We start from the raw sequence: 3,251 nt of genomic DNA, 5'->3' as shown, positions 1-3,251 counted from the left end.
AAACCCGCCAGGGTTAACGCAAGAGCTCAACAGTAATGTTGTTCGGGAACCTCATCAGGGTTCCGGCGCATGGCCTCGCAGATGTTGCGCATCCTGTAGCGGCGAGGCGCCGAACAGCCTGCGGTACTCGCGGCTGAACTGCGATGGGCTTTCGTATCCCACCTGATAGGCGACGCTCGCCGCCTCGAAGCTGCCGCTCATCAATAGCTTGCGCGCCTCCAGTAGCCGCACCTGCTTCTGGTATTGCAGTGGACTCATGACGGTGGCCGCCTTGAATCGTCGGTGCAGCACGGAGGCGCTCAGGTGGACCGTGTCGGCCAGGTCGGAGATCTTCAAAGGCTGGTCGTAATGCTCGCGGATCCAGGAAATGGCGCGGCTGACCGCATGCTCCCGCTGGCCACCCAATAATCCGCGGCTGAGCGTCAGCCCGCCGGGGGCCGTGATCAGGTGGTACATGATCTCCTGCTTGACGAGGCGGCCGAGCACGGTCAGGTCACGTGGCCGGTCGAGCAGGCGCAGCAAGCGCAGGAAGGTTTCCATCAGCGCGTCCGCCGCCGGCTCCACGGTGACGACCGGGACGTCCTCGCGTTCCGGCGGCACCGGCAATTGCATGTCCAGGATGAACGCTGCGACCTCCTTGGGATCGAGATCGATGCGAATGCCGAGGTAGGGAGCCGACGCACTTGCCTCCACGATACGGCCTGACACCGGCATCGCCGCGCCTGCCTGCACATAGCAGCCCGGCCCGTAGCGCAAGACCCGCTGGCCCACCAGCATCTCCTTCTCTCCTTGCACGATCAGGCAGGCGGACGGCTGCAAGATACCCCGGCCGGCGGCAGTGGGCGACAGACGGCGCACGAGGGTCAGCCACGGTAACCCCGTCGCCAGATCGTTCTCCCCTTCCGGTACGCCGGCAAAGCGAAGCACCATCTCCTTGCACAGCTGCGCAAGGATGTCGTGATCAAAGGATGTTGTCATAGCCAAGCAGGGCTTTGGGTTCGAGATATTGTTCAAGACCGAAGACACCGAATTCGCGCCCCCATCCGGATTGCTTGAATCCGCCGAAAGGCGCAACCGGCTCATCATACAAGCCATTGATGAAAACACGCCCGGCGACGATGCGCGAGGCCACGCGCCGGGCCCGCGCCAGGTCCGCGGAAAAGACATACGCGTGCAGTCCGTAGACCGTATCGTTGGCGATCCGCACCGCCTCTTCCTCGTCGTCATAGGCGATCACGGAGAGTACCGGTCCGAAGATTTCGTCACGCGCAATCGCCATGTCGTTGCTGACATTTCCGAAGACGGTAGGCCGCACGAAATAGCCGCGCTCACACTCTTCCGGGCGGCCGGGGCCGCCGGTAAGGACAAGCCCTCCCTCATCGATGCCGCGCCGGATATACGCTTGCACCCGCTCGTATTGCGTGCGCGTGACCATCGGACCGATGCAGGTGTCCTCGTCGCGGGGATCGCCAACGGTCAGATTCTTGAAGGCGGCGGCGATCGCTTCGTGCGCTTCATGCAGGCGGCTGCGCGGCACCAGCAAGCGCGATCCGGCAAGGCAAGCCTGCCCGCTGTTGAAGGTCGCCGCCGCAGCGGCAAGCGGCATGGCCTTCGCGAAGTCCGCATCGTCCAGCAGGATCGTGGGCGACTTGCCGCCCAGTTCGAGTGTCACGCGTTTCATGGTATCGACGGCGCCTCGTGCGATCGATTTGCCGACGGCGGTTGAGCCGGTAAACGAGATCTTGGCGATATCCGGGTGACGCACCAGTTCGGCGCCGACCGTATCGCCCTTCCCCGTCACGATATTGAAGAGGCCCGGCGGCAGTTCCGCGCGATGCAGGACGCGCGTCAGCAGTTCGGTCTGGCGCGCGCTGAGTTCGCTCGGCTTGATGACCGCGGTGCTGCCTGCCGCAATGGCCATCGACAGCTTGCTGCAGATGAAACCGTAGTTCGCGTTCCACGGCGTGATCAAGCCCACGACGCCCAGCGGCTCCATCACCACGCGCGCGCTTGCGATCTGCCGTTCGAACGGGTAATCGGCCAGCAAGCTGCGTGCGGAGGCGAACGATGCCGCGGCGCGCTTGGCCGTTGCCCGCGAAGTACGCACCGGGCCGCCGTACTCCTCGACCATGACGGCGGTCAGTTCCTCTTCGGACGCAGCGACGGCCTGGTACAGACGCTGCAGCCAGGTCATCCGCTGCTCGCGTGAGCTCCTTGCCAGCTCGCGATAGGCGGCGGCGGCGGCGTCGATGGCGCGGCGGGCGTCCACCTCATCGGCAAGCACTACGGAAGTCGCCGGCTCTTCGGATACCGGATCGAACAGCGTAAGAACTTCGCTGCCATGGGGCGTTTCGAAGCTGCCGTTAATATAGATGCTGTCCACCGTTTTCATGCCGCGCTCCTGGATAAATGATGTGTTCATCATAGGAGTGCTGCTGCAAAGGGCGGTATCAAGATGCTGGTGAAGGATTGCCTGATCCTGCCGAAAGCGCGGCGCCAGTTGGGTCGGGAAATGCCACACATCGCTTGCAAATAGCTAGCGTGCGACCTATATTGGATGCATGGATACGACTACCTCCCCCACCCCCGCCGCACCGGCGCTCGACGACCAGCTCTGCTTCGCGCTGTATTCGACCTCTCTCGCCATGATGCGCGTCTACCGCGGCTTGTTGCCCAAGCTAGGGCTTACTTACCCCCAGTACCTGGTGATGATGGTCTTGTGGGAGCAGGACCAGCTGACGGTCTCGGATATCGGCGAGCGCCTGTTCCTGGATTCGGCGACCCTGACGCCGCTCCTCAAGCGGATGGAGGCGCAGGGCCTGCTGCAGCGCGCGCGAGCGCGCAGCGACGAGCGGCAGGTCATCATTACCTTGACCGAGCAAGGCAATGCCCTGCGCAAGGAGGCGGCCGCCTTGATGCCTGCGGTGCTGTGTGCGACGCAATGCTCGATCGAAGAGGTCTCGAGCTTGCGCGACCAGCTTGTTGGGTTGAGGAAGAGCCTGAACAACAGCGCTGGGTGAACGGTTATGGCTTATTGATGCCGTCGCCAGGTGCAGGTCGAGAAGGCTGAGCTGAGCATCCTGTTTTGCTTGTGGATTGTGCTCTGCGAAGTTAACTTGGGTTCCGGCCGAGGGGGACGCCTAGTCCCGGGACGACGTGCTAGGACAGCCGGCCTCCTTGGTCGGAACCGAAGTTTGCTAGTGTACCGCCTGCGTCTTTTCAGACGTTCAAAGCAAAAAACCCCACCAGAT

3 protein-coding genes are annotated in these 3,251 nt (G+C 63.1%); 1 reads left to right on the top strand and 2 read right to left on the bottom strand.

All coding sequences use genetic code 11. The annotated features are described in order from the left end of the window. Nucleotides 1-54: 54 nt before the first annotated feature. Entirely contained in the window at nt 55-978 is a 924-nt protein-coding gene (locus KBW98_RS23630) for an AraC family transcriptional regulator (protein ID WP_211522616.1), read from the bottom strand. Beyond that, nucleotides 962-2,392, bottom strand: a complete 1,431-nt coding sequence (locus tag KBW98_RS23625) for an aldehyde dehydrogenase family protein (RefSeq protein ID WP_211522615.1) — start codon at nt 2,390-2,392, stop codon at nt 962-964. The genes KBW98_RS23630 and KBW98_RS23625 overlap by 17 nt, the downstream gene beginning before the upstream one ends. A 169-nt stretch (nt 2,393-2,561) precedes the next feature. Here KBW98_RS23625 and KBW98_RS23620 point away from each other — a divergent pair, with 169 nt between their 5' ends. Continuing rightward, entirely contained in the window at nt 2,562-3,020 is a 459-nt protein-coding gene (locus tag KBW98_RS23620; RefSeq protein WP_211522614.1) for a MarR family winged helix-turn-helix transcriptional regulator, read from the top strand. The last annotated feature ends 231 nt before the right edge of the window (nt 3,021-3,251 follow it).

Source organism: Massilia sp. ST3, from assembly GCF_018119405.1.
Taxonomy (GTDB): domain Bacteria; phylum Pseudomonadota; class Gammaproteobacteria; order Burkholderiales; family Burkholderiaceae_D; genus Telluria.
Note: the sequence above shows the minus strand (reverse complement) of the source record. Positions and strands in the feature narration are given on the sequence as shown.